Source organism: Plantactinospora sp. DSM 117369 (genome assembly GCF_053764795.1).
In genome coordinates this window covers 8,834,508-8,853,127 of sequence record NZ_CM132446.1, presented here as the reverse complement: position 1 = coordinate 8,853,127, position 18,620 = coordinate 8,834,508, and the positions used below count along the sequence as shown (strand labels likewise).

General features: G+C 72.8%; 15 protein-coding genes. 8 read left to right on the top strand and 7 right to left on the bottom strand.

Features of this window, described 5'->3' with window-relative positions; translation table 11 throughout:
- The first annotated feature begins 113 nt into the window (after window positions 1–113).
- The 3 genes from ACSMXO_RS37880 to ACSMXO_RS37870 all read left to right on the top strand — a co-directional run bounded on the left by ACSMXO_RS37880 (window position 114) and on the right by ACSMXO_RS37870 (window position 3,154).
- Complete coding sequence (locus ACSMXO_RS37880) at window positions 114–770, top strand: response regulator transcription factor (RefSeq protein WP_346259216.1); 657 nt, start codon at window positions 114–116, stop codon at window positions 768–770.
- Window positions 767–1,993 (top strand): sensor histidine kinase, encoded by a 1,227-nt coding sequence (locus ACSMXO_RS37875; protein WP_455415676.1) that lies wholly within the window; start codon window positions 767–769, stop codon window positions 1,991–1,993. The genes ACSMXO_RS37880 and ACSMXO_RS37875 overlap by 4 nt, the downstream gene beginning before the upstream one ends.
- A 249-nt stretch (window positions 1,994–2,242) precedes the next feature.
- Window positions 2,243–3,154, top strand: coding sequence for a hypothetical protein (locus tag ACSMXO_RS37870; RefSeq protein ID WP_455415675.1), 912 nt, complete (start codon window positions 2,243–2,245; stop codon window positions 3,152–3,154).
- 188 nt (window positions 3,155–3,342) lie between these two features.
- Here the strand turns inward: ACSMXO_RS37870 and galT are convergent, their stop codons facing one another.
- The 5 genes from galT to ACSMXO_RS37845 form a co-directional block, all read right to left on the bottom strand.
- Complete coding sequence (gene galT / locus ACSMXO_RS37865) at window positions 3,343–4,413, bottom strand: galactose-1-phosphate uridylyltransferase (protein WP_455419403.1); 1,071 nt, start codon at window positions 4,411–4,413, stop codon at window positions 3,343–3,345.
- Between the two features lie 57 nt (window positions 4,414–4,470).
- Window positions 4,471–5,250: a DeoR/GlpR family DNA-binding transcription regulator gene (locus tag ACSMXO_RS37860; protein WP_346259223.1), complete on the bottom strand. Its 780-nt coding sequence runs from the start codon at window positions 5,248–5,250 to the stop codon at window positions 4,471–4,473.
- Entirely contained in the window at window positions 5,250–7,283 is a 2,034-nt protein-coding gene (locus ACSMXO_RS37855; protein ID WP_455415674.1) for a beta-galactosidase, read from the bottom strand. Before ACSMXO_RS37855 ends, ACSMXO_RS37860 begins: the two co-directional genes overlap by 1 nt.
- A 126-nt stretch (window positions 7,284–7,409) precedes the next feature.
- Window positions 7,410–8,939, bottom strand: coding sequence for an adenylyl-sulfate kinase (gene cysC, locus ACSMXO_RS37850; RefSeq protein ID WP_346259225.1), 1,530 nt, complete (start codon window positions 8,937–8,939; stop codon window positions 7,410–7,412).
- A 126-nt stretch (window positions 8,940–9,065) separates the two neighbouring features.
- Window positions 9,066–9,662 carry a DM13 domain-containing protein gene (locus tag ACSMXO_RS37845; RefSeq protein WP_346259226.1) on the bottom strand — a complete coding sequence of 199 codons (597 nt, stop codon included), beginning with the start codon at window positions 9,660–9,662 and terminating at the stop codon, window positions 9,066–9,068.
- A 164-nt stretch (window positions 9,663–9,826) separates the two neighbouring features.
- Here ACSMXO_RS37845 and ACSMXO_RS37840 point away from each other — a divergent pair, with 164 nt between their 5' ends.
- From ACSMXO_RS37840 to ACSMXO_RS37825, 4 genes are read left to right on the top strand one after another with little or no spacing between them, the layout of a single operon-like run.
- Window positions 9,827–10,819, top strand: coding sequence for an ABC transporter ATP-binding protein (locus tag ACSMXO_RS37840; protein WP_346259227.1), 993 nt, complete (start codon window positions 9,827–9,829; stop codon window positions 10,817–10,819).
- On the top strand, window positions 10,816–11,700 hold the full coding sequence (locus ACSMXO_RS37835) for an ABC transporter permease (RefSeq protein ID WP_455415673.1): 885 nt from the start codon (window positions 10,816–10,818) through the stop codon (window positions 11,698–11,700). Before ACSMXO_RS37840 ends, ACSMXO_RS37835 begins: the two co-directional genes overlap by 4 nt.
- Window positions 11,697–12,608 (top strand): ABC transporter ATP-binding protein, encoded by a 912-nt coding sequence (locus ACSMXO_RS37830; protein ID WP_346259229.1) that lies wholly within the window; start codon window positions 11,697–11,699, stop codon window positions 12,606–12,608. Before ACSMXO_RS37835 ends, ACSMXO_RS37830 begins: the two co-directional genes overlap by 4 nt.
- A 5-nt stretch (window positions 12,609–12,613) precedes the next feature.
- Complete coding sequence (locus ACSMXO_RS37825; RefSeq protein ID WP_455415672.1) at window positions 12,614–13,324, top strand: ABC transporter permease; 711 nt, start codon at window positions 12,614–12,616, stop codon at window positions 13,322–13,324.
- 156 nt (window positions 13,325–13,480) lie between these two features.
- Here ACSMXO_RS37825 and ACSMXO_RS37820 read toward each other — a convergent pair whose 3' ends face one another.
- Together ACSMXO_RS37820 and ppc are read right to left on the bottom strand one after the other, a co-directional pair.
- The gene (locus ACSMXO_RS37820) at window positions 13,481–14,122 is read right to left on the bottom strand and encodes an N-acetylmuramoyl-L-alanine amidase (protein WP_455415671.1); all 642 of its coding nucleotides are present in this window, start codon (window positions 14,120–14,122) and stop codon (window positions 13,481–13,483) included.
- 240 nt (window positions 14,123–14,362) lie between these two features.
- Window positions 14,363–17,149, bottom strand: a complete 2,787-nt coding sequence (gene ppc / locus ACSMXO_RS37815) for a phosphoenolpyruvate carboxylase (RefSeq protein WP_346259232.1) — start codon at window positions 17,147–17,149, stop codon at window positions 14,363–14,365.
- Between the two features lie 151 nt (window positions 17,150–17,300).
- On the opposite strand from ppc, the gene ACSMXO_RS37810 reads away from it, so the two are divergent.
- Window positions 17,301–18,356 (top strand): S66 family peptidase, encoded by a 1,056-nt coding sequence (locus ACSMXO_RS37810; protein WP_455415670.1) that lies wholly within the window; start codon window positions 17,301–17,303, stop codon window positions 18,354–18,356.
- The last annotated feature ends 264 nt before the right edge of the window (window positions 18,357–18,620 follow it).

Here is an 18,620-nt window from a genome sequence, read left to right as displayed (position 1 = left end):
TCCGTTCCGGCCGGACGGTCGCCGGCCGCATCGAGTAGAGCCGGCGGCACCTTTCCCGGGCGTCACGGAAAGCGTTGACACCCCGGTTACCCGGTCCGGGGCACCATGGGCCGATGCGGATCCTGGTGGTGGAGGACGAACGGCTGCTCGCCGACACGGTGGCCCAGGGGCTGCGCCGGGACGCCCACGCGGTCGACGTGGTGCACGACGGCGGTGCCGCGCTGGAGCGGGTCGGCGTACACGACTACGACGTGGTGGTGCTCGACCGTGACCTGCCGGTGGTGCACGGCGACGAGGTCTGCCGGGCGATCGTCCGGCACGAGTCCCCGGTCCGGGTGCTGATGCTGACCGCCGCTGCCGGAATCGACGACCGGGTCACCGGGCTGGCCCTGGGCGCGGACGACTACCTGCCGAAGCCGTTCGCGTTCCGGGAACTGGCCGCCCGGGTGGCGGCGCTCGGCCGCCGGTCCCGGTCGGCCGCCCCACCGGTGCTGGAACGTGCCGGGGTACGCCTTGACCCGCACCGCCGCGAGGTCTACCGGGACGGCCGGTACGTCCCGCTGTCCCGCAAGGAGTTCGCGGTCCTCGCCGAGCTGCTCCGCGCCGACGGTGCCGCGGTCTCCGCCGAACGGTTGCTGGAGAAGGCCTGGGACGAGCACGCCGACCCGTTCACCCACGCGGTACGGATGGCGGTCCTCAAGCTGCGCCGCAAGCTCGGCGACCCGCCGATCGTGCTGACCGAGCCCGGAGTGGGGTACCGGATCCCGTGAGACGGCTCTCGCCGGCCAGGCTGACCATCCGGGCCCGGCTCACCCTGGTCTACGGCGGGCTGTTCCTGCTCGCCGGCGTGCTGCTGCTCGGCGTGACGTACGCCCTGATGTCGCAACGGCTGCCCCAGAACGCCACCTTCACGGTCAACCGGGTCGGGCCGGCTCCCGGGGAGACGACGCGACCACCGGAGGTGGGGAACGACGGCGGCGTCGCCTCGGTGCCCGGCGGTGCCGTCGAGCCGCCGTCGTCGGACGAGATGAAGCAGGTGACCCAGGTGGCCGACCAGGCCCGGCAGGACGCCCTGGAGGCGCTGCTCACCCAGGGCGGGATCGCGCTGGTCGTGGTCGGTGCCGCCGCGACCGCCTTCGGCTGGCTGATCGCCGGCCGGCTGCTCCAGCCGCTGCACCGGGTCACCGAGACGGCCCGGCGGATCGCCAGCGCGCCGGACGCCGACCATGGCCTGCACGAACGGATCGCGCTGACCGGTCCACCGGACGAGATCAGGGAACTCGCCGACACCTTCGACCTGATGCTGGCCCGGCTGGACCAGGCGTTCGACAGCCAGCGGCGGTTCATCGGCAACGCGTCGCACGAACTGCGTACCCCGCTGACGCTGAACCGGACCCTGCTGGAGGTGATGGTCGTCCCCGAGTCGGCCTCGCCCGAGTTGCGCCAGCTCGGCGATACGTTGCTGGCGGTCAACGCCCGGCACGAACGGCTGATCGACGGGCTCCTGCTGCTGGCCCGATCGGAGCACGAGGTGGCCGAACGCTCCTATGTAGATCTGGCGGACGTGCTGGAACACGTCGTCGCGCAGGTGCCGCCCGGCCCGGTGACCGTACGCGCCGAGGCGGCCGAGGCGCCCACCACCGGCAGTTCGGTGCTGCTGGAACGACTGGTGCAGAACCTGGTCGAGAACGGCGTCCGGCACAACGTCCCCGAGCACGGCTGGGTACGGGCCGGCAGCGGTACCGGCCCGGACGGCACGGTCTGGGTCCGGGTGGAGAACACCGGGCCGGTGGTGGCGCGGTACGAGATACCGAGCCTCTTCGAACCGTTCCGGCGGCTCGGCGGCGACCGGCTCGCCAGCAACCCGCCCGGTGCCGGGCTCGGGCTGTCGATCGTCCGGGCGGTCGCCCGGGCACACGGCGGCACCGTCGAGGCCGAACCCCGACCCGGCGGCGGCCTGGTGGTCACGGTGACTCTCCGCACGGCGCGCTGACCGATTCGCCGCCGCTGCCGGGTCATCGCCCGCGTCGGTCAGCGCCGCCGTGCATCGCCGCTGGCCGCCGAGCGCCCGGTCGCTGCTGTCGGTCACCGCGTAACCCCGGGCCACCCGGGCTGCTGGCGCCATTGTCCGGGGTTGATTGTCCGCTGTGCCGAGCCGAAGCCGGACAACCCGCAGCCGATTAGACATCGGGGCAGCGGGTCCGACGACGGGCCCCGCACCAGCAGCGGGAGGAATTCCACCATGATCAGAAATCTCGTCCGGCGGAGACGGCGTCTGCTTGCGGCGTCGCTCGGCGTACTGCTGACCCTGACGGCGCTGGTCGCCGGGGCGGCGGCACCGGCGGCGGCCGGGTCGGCGGACCGGGCAACGATCCAGGCCCCGACGCTCCGGTTCGACGCGATCTGGGAACCGGGCACCGACAACCGCGCCTGGGTGCACACCTGGACCGCCCAGGACCTGCTCGCCCGCAACAGCGAGCTGTTCAACCAGGGCTGGCGGATCGACTCGCTGACCGCGGTCAAGGACATCAACGGGGAGATGCGGTACAACGCGATCTGGAAGCCGGGCAGCGGTCTGAGCCCGGTCGTGATCGGCTGGACCGAGCAGCAGTTCTTCGCGCAGGTCTCGACGTACTGGAGCCAGGGCCTGCGGCCGTGGCGGATCAACCGCTACCGGCACGCCGGGAGCATCCGCTACGACGCCATCTTCAAGCCGGGCACCGACGGCCGGCGGTGGGTCGTGGACTGGACCCGGGCGGACCTGTTGGCCGAGGACGCCAAGATGCGCGCCCAGGGCTACCGGTTGATCCAGGCGACCGGGGTGGCGCAGAACAACCCGATCAGCACCGACATCCGGTACGTCGGGATCTGGATGCCGGGCACCGACAGCCGGCCGACCCTGCTCGGCGGCACCTGGGACGAGATCTCGCAGGCGAACGGCAACCACTGGGTCAGCGGCTACCGGATGAAGTACCTGAGCAGCTATCTGACCAACACCGGCCTGGTGCGCTACGACGCGATCTGGGAGCCGGGCACCGACGGGCGGCCGGTCATCGCCGGCTGGAACGCCGCCGGCTTCGCCGCGAAGAACGCGGAGTTCTGGGCGCTCGGTTACCGGCCGACGGTGTTGCACAGCTACCTCGGCCCGAACTGACCGCCGGCCCGACATCGGGAAGCCGGCGGCGGGGCATGAGGGCCGGGCGGTGGCGTCCCGCACGCCACCGCCCGGCCCTCGTGTCGGCCCAGGCCACCATCGCCAGGTGCAGCCGGTCCCGCCCGGCCGAGCCGGTCATGGCGGGCAGCCTACGGCCGGGCACCGACAGAACGGGTCGCTCGGCGGGCTCAGCCGGCGTCGCGGAGCAGTTGGGCGGCCCGTTCCGGCGGGATGTCGTTGATGAAGACCCCCATCGCCGACTCCGAGCCGGCCAGGTATTTCAGCTTGTCCGCCGCCCGCCGGATGCTGAACACCGACAGGTGCAGGTGTGCCAGCGCCGGGTCGGCGTGCACCGGCGCCTGGTGCCAGGCCGAGATGTACGGCAGCGGCCGGTCGAAGAGCCGGTCGAGCCGACGCAGCAGGTCCAGGTAGAGCGGGCCGAAGGCGTCCCGCTCGGCGTCGTCCAGCGCCGGGATGTCCGGTACCGGCCGGTGCGGCGCGACGTGTACCTCGAACGGCCAGCGGGCGGCGGCCGGCACGTACGCCGTCCAGTGCTCGTTGGCCAGTACCACCCGCTCCCCGGCGGCCCGCTCGGCGGCGAGTACGTCGGCGTACAGGTTGCGCCCGCCGGTGCGTTCCGCGTGCCGCCGCGCGGCGGCCAGCATCGCCCGGCTGCGCGGCGGCAGGAACGGGTACGCGTAGATCTGGCCGTGCGGGTGGTGCAGGGTCACCCCGATCTCCACCCCCCGATTCTCGAAGCAGAAGACCTGCTCCACCCCGGGCAGCCCGGAGAGCGCGGCGGTACGGTCGGCGAGCGCCTCCAGCACGGTACGCACCCGGCTCGGCGGCAGGGTGCCGAACGACGCCGAGTGGTCGGCGGTGAAGCAGACCACCTCGCACCGCCCCGTCCCCGGCCGCACCGCCGTGTACGGGGTGATCTGGCCGGGCGGGTCACCGGGCCGGTCGCTGAAGGACGGGAAGCGGTTCTCGAAGACCACCACGTCGTAGTCGTAGGCCGGGATCTCGCTGGAGCGTTCCGGTGTGGACGGACACAGTGGGCACTGGTCGCTCGGCGGCAGGAAGATCCGGCCCTGCCGGTGCGCGGCGACCGCGACCCACTCGTCGATCAGCGGGTCGTACCGGAGCTGCGAGGCGGGCGGTGGCAGCGGCAGGTCACGCCGGTCCGGTCCCTCCCGCACCGCGTCCGGGTGCTCGTCGAAGTAGATCAACTCACGCCCGTCGGCCAGTTTGACCGCCATCCGCCTCACGGCGCCACCTCACAGAACAGCCTCACGGTGTTACCTCACAGAACAGCCTCACGGTGTTACCTCACAGAGCAGTAGATCCGGTACGTGCGTCCCGAGGACCTCCCGGGCCGGTTCGGGCAGGCCGGTGTCGGAGACCACGGTGTGCGCCTCGGCCAGTTCGGCGAAGGACGAGATGCCGACCGTCGCCCACTTGGTGGAGTCGGCGAGCACCACCAGCCGGTCCGCCGCGGCCAGCAGCGCCCGGTTGGTCTCCGCCTCCAGCAGGTTCGGGGTGGTGAACCCGGCCCGCTCGCTCATCCCGTGCACCCCGAGGAAGACCAGGTCCAGGTGGAGCGAGCGGATGGTGGCCACCGCCACCGGCCCGACCAGCGCGTCGGACGGGGTGCGTACCCCGCCGGTGAGCACCACCGTCTGGTCCGGCCGGCCGGACCGGTGCAGGATCTCGGCGACCGGGATCGAGTTGGTGACCACGGTCAGCGCCGGTACCCCGGCCAGCCGGCGGGCGAGTTCGGCGGTGGTCGTACCCGCGGAGAGCGCGACCGCCATCCCGGGGGCGACCAGTCGGGCGGCCTCGGCCGCGATGGCGGCCTTCTCGGCGCGCTGCCGCACCGACTTGGCCGCGAAGCCCGGCTCGTCGGTCGAGCCGGGCCCGGCGGTGGTCGCCCCGCCGTGCACCTTGGCCAGCAGGCCGCGTTCGGCCAGCGCCTCCAGGTCGCGCCGGATCGTCATGTCGGAGACGCCGAACTCGCCGGCCAGCTCGGTCACCCGGACCCCGCCGGCGGTGCGGACCCGGTCGAGGATCGCCTCCTGGCGCTGCTGGGCCAGCATCAGGCTGTCCCGTTCAGTTCCGGCTCCGGCCGCTGCGCCAGCACCGCGACGCCGTGCGGCTCGACCCGGGTCGGCCCGGCCCACCGGGTGCCGGTCAGCAGGTCGGTCCCGGCCGCGTCGACCTCCGCCGGCCGGTCGGAGCGGTTGAGCAGGAAGAGGTACGACCGCCCGTCCGGGTGCCGTCGCCGGATCTGCTCCACCCCGGGTACGGCCGGCCCGGCCGGAGCGGCACCGGCCTCGCCGGCGACCCGGGCCAGCAGCCGGCCCAGCGCGGCCTGCTCCAGCCGGGTGCCGAGATACCAGGCCGCCCCGCCGTCCCCGGCCCGCCGGGTGACCGCCGGACCGCCGGCGACCGGCCCGTTGTCGTAGCTGACCAGCACCTCGGCGTCCGGTGCGGCCAGCGCCTCGGTCCAGACCGCCGCCGAGGTGCCGTCGTCCAGGCGTACCGTGCCGGCGGCGGGGAGCGGGTAGAACTCCTCGACCCGGATGCCGAGCAGCTCGGCGAAGGCGCCCGGCAGCGGGGCCGGGCGGACCCGGTCGCACTCGTCCACCAGTCCGCTGTACGGGCCGACCACCAGGGTGCCGCCGGAGCGGACGTACCCGGTCAGGTTGCCGATCGCGGCGTCGTCGACCAGGTAGAGCGCGGGGGCGAGCACCAGCTTGTAGCCGGTCAGGTCGGCGCCGGGCGGGGCCAGGTCGGCGGTGATCCCGGCCCGCCATAGTGCGCTGTGCCAGCGGCGGATCTCGTCGAAGGCCGCCATGTCGGTGCTCGGCTGGTTGGCCGCCTCCTGGGCCCAGACGGATGAGTAGTCCAGCAGTACCGCGACCTCGGCCTCGGTGCGGGAGCCCTCGATCTCGGCCAGCGCCCGCAGGTGCCGGCCGAGCTGGACCACCTCGCGCCAGATCTTGGAGTCGGTGCCGGCGTGCGGCAGCATCGCCGAGTGCCACTTCTCCGAGCCGGCCCGGCTGGCCCGCCACTGGAAGAAGAGCGCACCCTCGGAGCCCCGGGCGACGTGCGCCAGCGCGTCCTGGATCAACTGCCCGGCCGGCTTGGCCAGGTTGCGCGGCTGCCAGTTGACCGCGCTGGTGGAGTGCTCCATCAGCAGCCACGGGCCGCCGGCCAGCGACCGGCTCAGGTCGGCGGCGAAGGCGATCTGGGCCGGCGGTTCGAGCGGATGCTCGCCGAGCAGGTAGTGGTCGTTGGAGAGCAGCCGGTCCGGGCCGGTCAGCTCCCGCCCCCAGGCCCAGTAGTCCAGGTTGACGCAGCTCGCCGTCATCAGGTTGGTGGTCACCGGGATTCCGGGGGAGAGCCGGTGCAGTGCGTCGCGTTCGGCGGTGAAGCAGGCCAGGTGCTCGTCCGAGCTGAACCGCTTGAAGTCCAGCACCTGGGCGGGGTTGGACGAGGTCGGGGTGGCCCGGGGCGGCTGTACCTGCGCCCAGTCGGTGTAGGTCTGCGACCAGAACGCCGTACCCCAGGCCGCGTTGAGGCCGTCGAGGTCGCCGTACCGGTGCCGCAGCCAGCCGCGGAACGCCTCGGCCGAGGTGTCGCAGTAGCAGTGCGCGTTGTGGCAGGCGTACTCGTTGTGCACGTGCCAGACGGCCAGCGCCGGGTGGTTCGCGTAGCGCCGGCCGAGCTGCTCGGTCAGCGCCACGGCGGCCTGGCGGTAGACCGGTGAACTGGCGCAGATCGCCTGCCGGCTGCCGTACGTCAGCCGCCGCCCGTCCGCGTCCACCGGCAGGGTGTCGGGGTGGGCGTGGGAGAACCAGGGCGGTGGCGAGGCGGTGGCGGTGGCCAGGCAGACCTTGATCCCCCCGGCGTGCAGCATGTCCATGATCCGGTCCAGCCGGTCGAAGTCGTACCGCCCGGGAGCCGGTTCGAGCCAGGCCCAGGCGAAGACACCGACGGTAACCAGGGTGACCCCGGCCTGCCGCATCAGTGCCACGTCCTGCGGCCAGACCTCCTCGGGCCACTGCTCCGGGTTGTAGTCCCCGCCGTAGCTCAGGCCCTCGACGCCTCGCACCAGACCGCTCACACCGCCTCCAACGCGCTCGCACGTAATCCAACAGATACGAACACTAGCGCCCAGCCGGCGGTCAGGGTAAGGGTGCGATGCGGCGACGGGCCCTCCCCGGTTCGGCGGAACCGGGGCTCAGGCGGCTCAGGCGGGTTGCAGGCGGGACTCGACCCAGCCGGTCTCGGTCAGGTGCGCGAGCAGCAGGTGCACGCACTCCTCCACCGTGAGGTCGGTGGTGTCGAGTACCAGGTCGGCATCGGTCGGCTCCTCGTACGGGTCGTCGACGCCGGTCATCCCGGTGAGCTGGCCGGCCCGGGCGCGGGCGTACAGGCCCTTGCGGTCCCGCTGCTCGCAGACCGCCAGCGGGGTGGCGACGTGCACCAGCACGAATCCGGCCCCGGCCGACCGGGCCATCTCCCGGGCGATCGCCCGGGCCCGGGCGTACGGGGCGATCGGGCAGCAGATGGCGAGACCCCGGTGCCGGGCGACCTCGGCGGCGACCCAGCCGATCCGGCGTACGTTCAGGTCCCGGTCGGCCCGGCTGAAGCCCAGCCCGGCGGAGAGTTCCCGGCGGACCACGTCACCGTCGAGCAGGGTGATCGTGCGGTCCCCGCTCTCCCGCAGCGCGTCGGCCAGCCCCCGGGCGATGGTCGACTTGCCCGAGCCGGAGAGCCCGGTGAAGAAGACCACCAGACCCCGGTGCCGGCGGGGCGGCCGGGCCCGGGTCAGCTCCTTGGCGACCGTCGGCGGGGTGTGCCACTCCGGCAGCGGGAAGCCCCGGTCGAGCAGGTCCTCGATCTCCTCCTGGCCGAGCGGCAGCCGCCGGTTGCGCGGCGGGATGTCGTCCCGCCACCGCCACTGGCCGTCCCGGTTGTCGTAGGCCAGCTCGCGGGGGACCAGCATGCGCAGCCCGCCGCCGGTGAGCATCTCGGTGGTGGAGAGGACGTGGGTCACCCCGTAGGCCCGGGCCACCCGGGCCCGGAGCAGCGCGTCCCAGATGTCGTCGCCGCGCCGGGCGACCGGCACCGCGACGATGGTGGCCGGGGGCATCCGGTCCCGGGCCCCGAAGATGCTCCGGACCAGCACCTCCGGCGGCAGCCCGTCCGGGCCGGTGTTGGCGACCGGGATCAGGATGAGCAGGTGGGCGGCGAGCGTCCGGACCGCGTGGGCGATCTGCGCGAGCTGCGGCCGGTGCAGCGGCCGGTCGGCGATCACCCCGAGCACCCGGCCCGGTGGCAGCAGCTCCCGGACCTCGGCCGGGCTCCGGCGGAGCCGCTGGAACGGGCCGTGGCCGCCGTCGCCGATCCGGCGTACCGGGCCGCCGACGCCGCACCAGCCCTGGGTGGTGGGCCAGAGGTCGGCGACCTCCAGCAGCGCGGTCGGTGCCCCCTCCGGGTCGGTCAGGACCAGGCCGCGCTCGACCGGATTGTTCAGGTCGATGCCGCTGACCAGGTCCGCCGGGACCTGGAGGGTCACCGGTACCGGCCAGGAGGAGCCGTCGGCGAGCCGGCCGCGCCGGGCCACCGAGGCCAGGTCGGCCCGGCCCATGAAGCCGGTGAGCGGTGCGTACGCTCCGGAGAGCAGCAACTCCAGGTCGGCCAGTTCATACGGGCGCGGCGTGTACGCCGGAGCGTCACGCAGCAACTCATCGGGCAGCACCCACCCGTTGCTCATCGCACCCCCAACTACCCGGCCGGCCGGCACACAGTTTCTCAGCCGGCCGCCGATCGGTCGAGACCGCCACTCCCGTTTGGACGCCTGGATCGGTAGCGCCGTGTTCGGTCGGTGGCCACCAGGAGGTTACCCAACCGGGCGGAGTTCGGCGGCGCCGAAGGAGACCGCGAAGCGCCGGCACCAGATCGAGACGCTACGCAGCCGGTCGAGGTCGGCGCCGGCCGGGATGGCGTACGCCTGGTCGCCCCGGTTTCCCTTCAGCCGGCCCAGTTCGACCCAGCGGCCGTCGTCGAAGACGTGCCAGCCGGCCGTACCCTCCCGCACGGGCTGGTCGGTGAGCCAGACCCGCAGGTCGGGGCCGTTGGAGGTGTCGAGGTCCACGAGTTCCAGCCGGTGACCGCCGGCCGGGTCCCGGACGATCCGGGCCGTTCCGCTGGTCCGGTGCTCGTGGGTGACGAACCCGCCGCTGCTGACCAGCACCGGCCGGGCGGCATCGGCAGCGGTCGCGGCCGGCGGGGGCGGGGTCGACGGGCCGGTGGAGCCGGTTCCGGGTGCCGGGGTGCCGGCCGGCGGTCCCGGCGCCGGCTCGGTGAGCCGCTCGGCGACGTCCCGGTCGACGACGATCTTCCACGGCTGGAACCAGTAGCCGCCGAAGACCGCGACGGCGACGAGTACGGCGGCGACCGCCCAGGCCAGCGGGGAGCGGAGCAGGCGACGTGACATGACGCCAGTCAACCCGGTCGCGGGCGGACCGGCGCCCCCGCACCGGTTACGAAAGTCTTACCCCGGCCCCTAGGGGAGGCGGTCGCCGGCGCCCGCCGATTCGGGGGTACTTCCAGGGTGGTTTCCTGACCTCCGGGACGTGCCGTCGGCCCTACCCTGGCAGCGTGACAGTGATCGCGACCCAGTCGCTGACCAAGACGTACGGCAATCGGGTGACCGCGTTGTCCGACCTGACGGTCACCGTCGAGCCGGGCATCGTCGGTCTGGTCGGAGCCAACGGTGCGGGCAAATCGACCTTCATCAAGATCATGCTCGGCCTGCTGGAGCCGACCGGCGGACAGGCCCGGGTGCTCGGCCTCGATCCGATGGTGGACGGGCACCAGGTCCGGGCCCGGGTCGGCTACATGCCGGAGCACGACTGCCTGCCGCCGGACCTGTCGGCCGCGGAGTTCGTCACGCACATGGGACGGATGAGCGGGCTGCCCAAGACGACCGCCCGGGAGCGGGCCTCCGAGACGCTGCGGCACGTCGGCCTCTACGAGGAGCGCTACCGCCAGGTCGGGGGCTACTCCACCGGGATGAAACAGCGGGTCAAGCTGGCCCAGGCGCTGGTGCACGACCCGGACCTGCTGCTGCTCGACGAGCCGACCAACGGGCTGGACCCGGCCGGCCGGGACGCCATGCTGGCCCTGATCGAGCGGATCGGCACCGAGTTCGGCATCTCTGTCCTGGTCTGCTCGCACCTGCTCGGCGAGGTCGAACGGATCTGCGACGCGCTGGTCGCGATCGAGGGCGGCCGGCTGCTCCGGTCGGCACAGCTCTCCGACATGACCGCGGTGACCGAGGTGCTCTCGGTCGAGGTGAGCGAGGGCACCGACGAGCTGGCCGCCCGGCTGGCCGCCGCCGGCCTGCCGGTCCGGCGGGACGGCCGAATGCTGCTCGTACCGCTGGTCGAGGCGGAGCCGGCCGGCGCGCAGGCGCGGGACTCGGCACTCGACAGCACGTACGACCTGATCCTGACCGCGGTGGCCGAGCTGGACCTGCCGCTGCACCGGCTCGACCAGCGGCGGCACCGGGTCGTCGAACTCTTCGCCACCGATCCGGCCCGGGTTTCCGAGCCGATCGGTGCCGGCACGGCCCTGGAGGGCACCAGATGACCACCCTCGACACCCCGCAGACCGAGCGACCGGCCGGGGTCATCCACGACATCGGCTACCAGCGGTACGACGGTCCCCGGCTCGGCCGGCGGCACCTGGTCGGCGCGCTCTACCTGCACAGCCTGCGTACCGCCTTCGGGCTCGGCCGCACCATCAAGGCCAAGATCTTCCCCTGGCTGATCGTCGGGGTGGTCGGGGTGGTCGCCGCGGTGCTGGTCGCGGTCCGGGCCCAGACCGGCACGGCGGCGCTGAGTTACGCCGAGTTCCCCGAGGTGCTCAGCGTGCTGATCATCTTCTTCTGCGCCATCGTCGCGCCGGAACTCGCCTCCCGGGACCTGCACAGCGGGGTGCTGCCGCTCTACTTCGCCCGCCCGCTGCACCGCTCGGACTACGCGGTGGTCAAGCTGGCCGCGCTGGTCTCGGCGACGTTCCTGACCATCGGGGTACCGCTGACGGTGATGTTCGCCGGTGCCGCGTTCATGGTCGACGGCATCGGGGCGGTCTGGGACGAGCTCGGGGATTTCCTGCCGGCGCTCGGCTACGTCGCCGTACACGCGATCATCTACTCCGTGCTGGCGCTGCTGGTCGCCTCCCTGGTCCGGCGCCGGGCCGTCGCCGCCGGGGCGATCGTCGGCGCGTTCCTGCTGACCACTCCCGTGGTCGGGGTGCTGTCGGTGATGCCGTACGAGGCGGCGAACCAGCTCGCCGGGCTGGCCAGTCCGGTCACCCTGGTCGGCGGGATCGGGGACTGGGCGTTCGAGGCGACTGGTGACCTCGGCGTCGGCTCGTACGGCCCGCTCTACGGCCTGGTCGCCGTCGGGTTCGTCGTCGCCGGAATCCTGCTGCTGCTCGCCCGCTACCGGAAGGTCGCCGCCCGATGAGTAACGTGGAACTGGCCGGAGTCTCCCGCTGGTACGGCAACGTGGTGGCCGTCAACGACGTGTCGATGAGCCTCGGTGCCGGGGTGACCGGCCTGCTCGGGCCGAACGGCGCCGGCAAGACCACCGTGCTGCACATGATGGCCGGCTTCCTGGCCCCCTCGAAGGGCACGGTGACCCTGGACGGCGAACCCACCTGGGGCAATCCGGCGGTCTACCGGCAACTCGGCCTGGTCACCGAGCGCGAGTCGGTCTACGACTTCCTCAGCGCGTACGAGTTCGCGGTGGCCAGTGCCCGGTTGCACCGGCTGGCCGAGCCGGAGGCGGCGGCCCGGCGGGCGATCGAGCTGGTCGAGCTGACCGACGCGCAGGACCGCCGGATCGGCACGTACTCCAAGGGCATGCGCCAGCGGGCCCGGGTCGCCGCCGCGCTGGTGCACGACCCGCAGGTGCTGCTGCTGGACGAGCCGTTCAACGGGATGGACCCGAGGCAGCGGCTGCACATGATGGAGCTGCTGCACTCGCTCGGTGAGCAGGGCCGGACGATCCTGTTCAGCTCGCACATCCTGGAGGAGGTCGAGCAGGTCTCCGGCACCGTCCAGGTGATCGTCTCTGGCCGGCTGGCCGCCTCCGGCGACTTCCGGACCATCCGGCGGCTGATGACCAACCGGCCGCACGTCTTCGCGGTGCAGTCCAGCGACGACCGGCGGCTGGCGGTGGAGCTGATCGGCCAGCCCTCGGTGAACGGGGTGGACGTGACCCGGGACGGGCTGACCGTCCGGGCCGGCGACTACGGCAGTTTCACCCGGGCCCTGCCGAAGATCGCGCTGGCCTCCGGCATCCGGGTACGCCGGCTGCTGCCCTCGGACGAATCCCTGGAGAGCGTGTTCTCCTACCTGGTGGAGGCGTGACGCCCATGACGACTGTTACCTGGATCACCGCACGCGGGCTGCTCGGCCGGCGCCGGTTCCTGCTGCTCTTCCCGCTGCCGGTGCTGCTGGTCGGGCTCGCCGTGCTGGCCCGGGCGACCGGCATCGCCCCGACCGAGTGGGGTCAGCCGGTCGTCTACGGGCTCGGGCTCGGTGTGGTCCTGCCGGTCACCGCGCTGATCGTCGGCACGGCGGTGCTCGGCTCCGAGATCGACGACGGCACGCTGCTGCACATCCTGACCAAGCCGCTGCCCCGGTGGCAGATCGTGCTGCCGAAGCTGGCCGTGGCGGCCGGGGTCAGCGCGCTGACCGTCGCCGTACCGCTCTACGTCGCCGGGGTGCTGGTCGAGTCCGTACGCTTCGGGCTCGGGCTGGCCGCCGCGAGCGCGGTCGGCGCACTGGTGTACTCGGCGTTCTTCCTGGCCCTGAGCCTGCTGACCCGGCGTCCGGTGCTGCTCGGCCTGGTCTACGTGCTGATCTGGGAGGGCCTGCTCACCAACATCGTCAGCGGTACCCGGGTGCTGTCGGTGCAGCACTACGTGGTGACCCTGACCGACCGGATCGCGCCGACGGCGCTGCTGGACGGGTCGGTGTCGCTGCCGGTGGCGATCGTGATGAGCGCGGTCTTCACGGTCGGCTTCACCCTGCTGGCGATCCGCCGGCTACGCAGGTTCAGCGTGGCCGGCGAGACGAGCTGACCGACGAGGAGCCGTGGGGCCGGTTCGGGCCCGCCGGCACCGGTCGCGGGAGTGCGTCGGCAGGTGGGTGCGCCGCGACGTGCGCGGGTTCCCGCCGCCTCGCCTCGGCGAGACCGGTGTCCGGCGGCGCCCGACCGACGCCCCACGGCTACCTGATCAGGCGAGGCCGAAGTACCGGGCGATTCCCCGGGCGTGCCCGACAGCGAGCGCCTGCCGGAAGTCCGCGCGGGCGAGGAGGGCGGCGTCGGCGGCCCGGTCGATGAAGAGGTTCTCGGTGAGTACCGCCGACATCGCGGTTTCCCGGAGAACCTGGAAGTTGGCCGTCTTCTGGCCGCGATCCGTAACCGAGCCGACGGTGCGGGCGTTGCTCAGCACGGCCGCGTGCACCTCGTCCTGCAGGCGCAGGGTCGCGGCGCCGGCACTGGGATAGACGTAGCTTTCGAAGCCGGTGCCGCCACCGGCGTTGATGTGGATGCTCACGAAGATGTTGGCGCCCCAGGAGTTGGCGTCGCTGCTGCGGTAGCTCAGGCTGCGGGTGATGTCCGTGGTACGGGACATCCGGATCGAGACGTCCCAGTTGCTCTGTAGGACTGTGCGGGTGCGCAGCGCGATGTCGAGGGTCAGGGCCTTCTCCTGGAGGCCGTTGCCCACCGCGCCGGGGTCGGTGCCGCCGTGTCCCGGGTCGAGGTAGATCTTCGGCGGTGCGGCCTGGGCGGGGCTGGCGAGCAGCGGCGCGGCCGCGATCCCGGCGACCGCGGCCAACAGGGTGCGTCTGCGCATGAGGGGTGTGCCGGACATGGGTTCCTCCCGGGGGTGAGGGGGTGGACGATGCCGAACCACGGGTGGTGGAGACGGGTGGGGTTGCCGTCTGGTCGCGCGTCCGGGGAGAAACGCCACGGCCCCGTCACCGATGGGCGAGGGGCCGATAATTTTCACTGGCCGACGCGATGGCGTAAATTTTCGACATCAAGTCGCGTCGATGTCAAGACCCGTTCCTCGATTTTCGCCCGGGTCGGCTCCGACGGCCCTACCAGCGGCTCAGCCGGTGTTGCGCATGCCGGCGGCGATGCCGTTCACGGTGGTGAGCAGGGCCCGTTCCAGCGCCGTACCGTCGCCCGGAGCACGCCGGCCGCCCGGAGCGGTGGCCACGGCCCGCCCGGCGGCGCCCGAGTCGCGGTACTGCCGCAGCAGCGCCACCTGGAGGTGGTGCAGCGGCTCCAGGTAGGTGTCCCGGACGGCCAGGGTGCGTTGCAGCACCGGGGAGTTCTCCAGCAGCGCGGGGGAGGCGGTGATGGCCAGCACCTCCTGCTTGGTCAGCTCGTACTCCGCCTCGATCATGTGGAAGATCGGGTGCAGCGGCTCCGGGACCAGGGTCTCGACGTACCGGCGGGCGATGTTCAGGTCGGTCTTGCTCAGCATCATCTCGACGTTCGACAGGAACGTGCCGAAGAAGTGCCAGGCCCGGTGCATCTCGGCCAGGATGTCGGCCATCCCGGCCTCGCGGGCGGCGGCCAGCCCTGACCCGACGCCGAACCAGCCGGGGACGATCTGCCGGGTCTGGGTCCAGCCGAAGACCCACGGGATGGCGCGCAGGCCGGCCAGCCCCGCACCGGTGTTCGGCCGCTTCGCCGGCCGGGAGCCGATGTTGAGCGCGCCGAGCAGCTCGGTCGGGGTGGAGGCCCAGAAGTACGCCGGCAGGTCCGGATTCTCCACCAGTGACCGGTAGCGCCGGTAGGCGGCACCGGAGACCACGTCCATGGTGGCGTCCCAGCGGTCCAGCGCCTCGGCGGGCTGCCGGGGAGTGGTGTGCAGCAGCGTGCTCTGCAACACCGCCGCCAGGGTCAGCTCCAGGTTCTCCCGGGCCAGCGAGGGCAGGGTGTACTTGTCGGAGATGACCTCACCCTGCTCGGTCACCTTGATCTCGCCGTCCAGCGTGCCGTACGGCTGGGCGAGGATCGCCTCGTGGGTGGGGCCGCCGCCCCGGCCGACCGTACCGCCCCGGCCGTGGAAGAGCCGCAGCCGTACGTTGTGCCGGGCGGCCACGTCCCGCAGCGCGCGCTGGGCCCGGTGGATGGACCACTGCGAGGTGGTGATCCCGGCCTCCTTGTTGGAGTCGGAGTAGCCGAGCATCACCTCCTGCACGTCGCCCCGGGCCGCCACGATCGCCCGGTACGCCGGCAGCGACAGCATCTCGTCGAGGAGTTCGCCACCGGCGTCCAGCTCGGCCGGGGTCTCCAGTAGCGGCACGAAGCCGACCCGGGCCCGGCCGGTGTGCACGTCGACCAGCCCGGCCTCCCGGGCCAGCACCACGGCGGCGAGTACGTCGTCCACGCCGAGCGTCATCGAGATGATGTACGACTCGATCACCTCGACGCCGAACCGTTCCTGCACCTCGCGGATGGTGCCGAAGACGTCGAAGGTCTTCCGGGCCGGCTCGGTCAACGGGGTGTCCATGGTGGAGAGCGGGCGGCGGCCGGTCAGTTCCTCGGCGAGCAGCTTGGTCCGCTCGGTCCGGCTCAGCGATGCGTAGTCCGGCACCTCGCCGACCTGGGTGTAGAACTGGGAGAGCACCACGTGGTGCGCCTCGGCGTGCTCCCGGATGTCCATCGTCGCCAGGTGCGGCCCGAAGGCGGCGACGGTGCGGATCGCCGAGGCGAGCCGGCCGACGGCGGTGAGCTGGCCGGAGTTGCGGGCCAGCGAGGCGCGCATCAGCTCCAGGTCGGCGAGCAGGTCGGCGGAGCCCCGGTAGTCCCGCCCCGGCACGTGCGGGGTGCCCTGGTTGAGCCGGCGCCGGGTGTTGGCCAGCTTGGCCCGGACGCACCGGGCCTTGAGCCGGTACGGCTCCTCGGCGTTGACCCGGCGGAACCGGGGGGCCACCTCGGGGAGCGCGTCCAGGTCCTTGGCGAGGCTGGCCGAGAGGTCGAGGCTGACTCCGCGCAGCCGGCGGGAGACCGAGATCTCGTTGATCAGCGCCTCCATCGCCGCCTCGGTCGCCTGGATGCCGTGCTCGTACTGGATCAGCAGTACGTCCCGGGTGACCTGGGGGGTGACGAACGGGTTGCCGTCCCGGTCGCCGCCGATCCAGGTGCCGAAGGTCAGCGGCCGGGCGGTCGGCGCGGTCTCCACGCCCAGTCCGCGCAGCGTGTCAGCCAGGTCGTCGAGCACCTGCGGCGCCGCCTCGGCGTAGAGGTCGCGCAGGTAGTAGATGGCGTTGCGGGCCTCGTCGGTCGGGTCCGGCCGGTCGAGCCGCAGCTCGTCGGTCTGCCAGAGCAGGTCGAGCAGTTCGGCGAGGCGCCGGCTGGCCGGGCCCTCGTCGCTGGCCCCGTAGAGGATCGCGGCGGCGGCCTCGGCGTCGAGTTCGTCGGCGACGGCGCGCAGCTTGGAGAGGATCGACCGGCGGGCCGCCTCGGTGGGGTGGGCGGTGAAGACCGGCCGGACGGAGAGCCGGCGGGCGACCGAGGCGATCTCCTCGGGCGGCACCCCGCGCTCCCGGATCAGCCGGGCGGCCTGGTCGAGCCAGCCGCCGTGCACGGCCCGCTGCCGGCGCAGGTCCCGGGACCGGTGCACCTGCTCGGTGATGTTGGCCAGGTGGAAGTAGGTGGAGAAGGCCCGGGCCAGCTTGGTGCCGGTGGTCACGTCCATCGCGCCGAGCCGCTGGGCGGCGGCCTCCGCGTCGTGCCGGACCAGCGCGCGGACCTCCTCGACCAGGTCGAGCAGGGGCGGGCCCTCCTGGCGGGCCAGGGTCTGGCCGAGGAGCTTGCCGAGCCGGCGGATGTCGGCCCGCAGCGCGGCGTCGGGCCCGTCGTGATCATGCTGGTCGGTCACCGTGCGCTCCTTGATCGAGTACGGAGGACAGCGTTGTCCGACACCGTGGATGTTATCGGCGGCCGGTCCCGGAACGCTAACGAGGCTCGTGCCGTGATCGTTAGCTTGCTCACGCCCCGCCCGCGCGCTGCCTGGCGATTAGCCTGTCGGCATGTCCGAGCCGTCCGGTCCGACGCCGCACTACCCGCCGAAGCCCCGACCGGGGGACCGGGTCGCGGTGGTCTCGCCCTCCGCCGGCCTGCCGGGGCTCTTCCCCGAGGTGTACGAGCTGGGGCTGCGCCGGCTGCGCGCCGAGTTCGACCTGGTCCCGGTCGAGTATCCGACCACCCGGGTGCTGGACGCCGACCCCCGGGACCGGGCCCGGGACCTCACCGCCGCCTTCGCGGACCCGTCGATCACGGCGGTGCTGGCCACCATCGGCGGCGAGGACCAGATCACCGTCGTCCCGCATCTGCACGACGCGGTGCTCCGGGCCAACCCGAAGCCGTTCTTCGGCTACTCGGACAACACCAATCTGCTGGCGCACCTCTTCGACCTGGGCGTGGTCGCCTACCACGGCGGCTCGGTGATGGTGCACCTCGGCCGGGGCGGCGCGACGCATCCGGTGACGGTGGAATCGCTGCGTACGGCGCTGTTCGGCGGCGGCTGGCACGAGCTTCCCGAGGTCGCCGAATACACCGACGAGTCCGGTGACTGGCGTGATCCGGCCGGGCTGGACCGGGCCCCGACGATGTTCCCGGCCTCCGGTCGGCGCTGGTACGGCCCGGAGCGGCTGGTCGAGGGGCGGATCTGGGGCGGCAACCTGGAGGTGCTCTCCTGGCTGCTCCGGGCCGGCCGGGTCGGCCCGAACGGGGCGTACGCCGGCTGCGTGCTGCTGATCGAGACCTCCGAGGAGCTGCCCCCGGACGTCGAGGTGTACCGGATCCTGCGGGACATGGGGGAGCGCGGGCTGCTCGGCGGTTTTCCCGCCGTACTGGTGGGCCGGGCGAAGGCCTGGGATTTCGCCCGCCGGCACACCCCGGAGCAGAAGCGGGCCTACGCCGACGCCCAGCGGGCCGCCGTGCGCCGGGCCTGCGTCGAGTACGCCCCCGATGCCGTACTCGTCTTCGACCTGGAGATCGGGCACACCGACCCGCAGCTCGTCGTCCCGTACGGCGGCGAGGTCCGCCTCGACGCGGCGGCGAAGCGGATCAGCGTCCGCTACTGACCGGCTGTCGGCCGATGGCTACCGGGCCGCAGCCGGACGCCGCGATGGGCGTGCGGACGGACCAACCGGACCGCCGAACCGGGCGGCACCACCTCCGCGCGTCGACTGTCGAGCTGCCCCGCTTGCGCTCCCACCGCCGGATGAAGACCTGTGCTCCCGCCGCCGGGTGTAGCGGAGCTGGATGAAGCGGAGCTGGATGAAGCGGAGGCGGATGAAGCGGAGCTGCTGACTGCCCCGTCTGTGCACCCAGCTCGACAGTGCGCG

Bases quoted from the DNA above. Each gene is read 5' to 3' on its own strand.
- ACSMXO_RS37835 (WP_455415673.1), top strand. From the start codon at position 10,816: ATGACCACCCTCGACACCCCGCAGACCGAGCGACCGGCCGGGGTCATC.
- ACSMXO_RS37870 (WP_455415675.1), top strand. From the start codon at position 2,243: ATGATCAGAAATCTCGTCCGGCGGAGACGGCGTCTGCTTGCGGCGTCG.
- ACSMXO_RS37860 (WP_346259223.1), bottom strand. From the start codon at position 5,250: ATGCTGGCCCAGCAGCGCCAGGAGGCGATCCTCGACCGGGTCCGCACC.
- galT (WP_455419403.1), bottom strand. From the start codon at position 4,413: ATGGCGGTCAAACTGGCCGACGGGCGTGAGTTGATCTACTTCGACGAG.
- ACSMXO_RS37880 (WP_346259216.1), top strand. From the start codon at position 114: ATGCGGATCCTGGTGGTGGAGGACGAACGGCTGCTCGCCGACACGGTG.
- ACSMXO_RS37830 (WP_346259229.1), top strand. From the start codon at position 11,697: ATGAGTAACGTGGAACTGGCCGGAGTCTCCCGCTGGTACGGCAACGTG.
- cysC (WP_346259225.1), bottom strand. From the start codon at position 8,939: ATGAGCAACGGGTGGGTGCTGCCCGATGAGTTGCTGCGTGACGCTCCG.
- ACSMXO_RS37820 (WP_455415671.1), bottom strand. From the start codon at position 14,122: ATGTCCGGCACACCCCTCATGCGCAGACGCACCCTGTTGGCCGCGGTC.
- ACSMXO_RS37845 (WP_346259226.1), bottom strand. From the start codon at position 9,662: ATGTCACGTCGCCTGCTCCGCTCCCCGCTGGCCTGGGCGGTCGCCGCC.
- ACSMXO_RS37810 (WP_455415670.1), top strand. From the start codon at position 17,301: ATGTCCGAGCCGTCCGGTCCGACGCCGCACTACCCGCCGAAGCCCCGA.
- ACSMXO_RS37825 (WP_455415672.1), top strand. From the start codon at position 12,614: ATGACGACTGTTACCTGGATCACCGCACGCGGGCTGCTCGGCCGGCGC.